Source organism: Frigoribacterium sp. AC759 (assembly GCF_979256015.1).
In genome coordinates this window covers 1-269 of sequence record NZ_CEEDMT010000097.1, presented here as the reverse complement: position 1 = coordinate 269, position 269 = coordinate 1, and the positions used below count along the sequence as shown (strand labels likewise).

Below are 269 nucleotides of genomic sequence, written 5' to 3'. Positions count from 1 at the left end.
GGCCCGGATCGTGCTGGCTGCGGCGGCAGGGCTGGAGAACAAGGTGATCTGCGCCGAGGTCGACGCGGACGCGAACACGGTGGGCAAGTGGCGTCGCCGCTTTGCCGAGCATCGGCTGGACGGGCTGTTGGACGAGCCGAGGCCCGGCACGCCCCGCAAGATCGGTGATGACGCGATCGCCGATACCATTCGCCGAACGCTGGAGATGCGACCGGCCGGGGCCACGCATTGGTCGTTGCGCTCCATGGCCCGAGCGGTTGGCTACGCAC

1 protein-coding gene is annotated in these 269 nt (G+C 69.5%); it reads left to right on the top strand.

Features of this window, described 5'->3' with window-relative positions; genetic code table 11:
- On the top strand, nt 1-269 hold a 269-nt coding region (locus ACZ6JE_RS15235; protein WP_464319487.1), incomplete at both ends, for a helix-turn-helix domain-containing protein.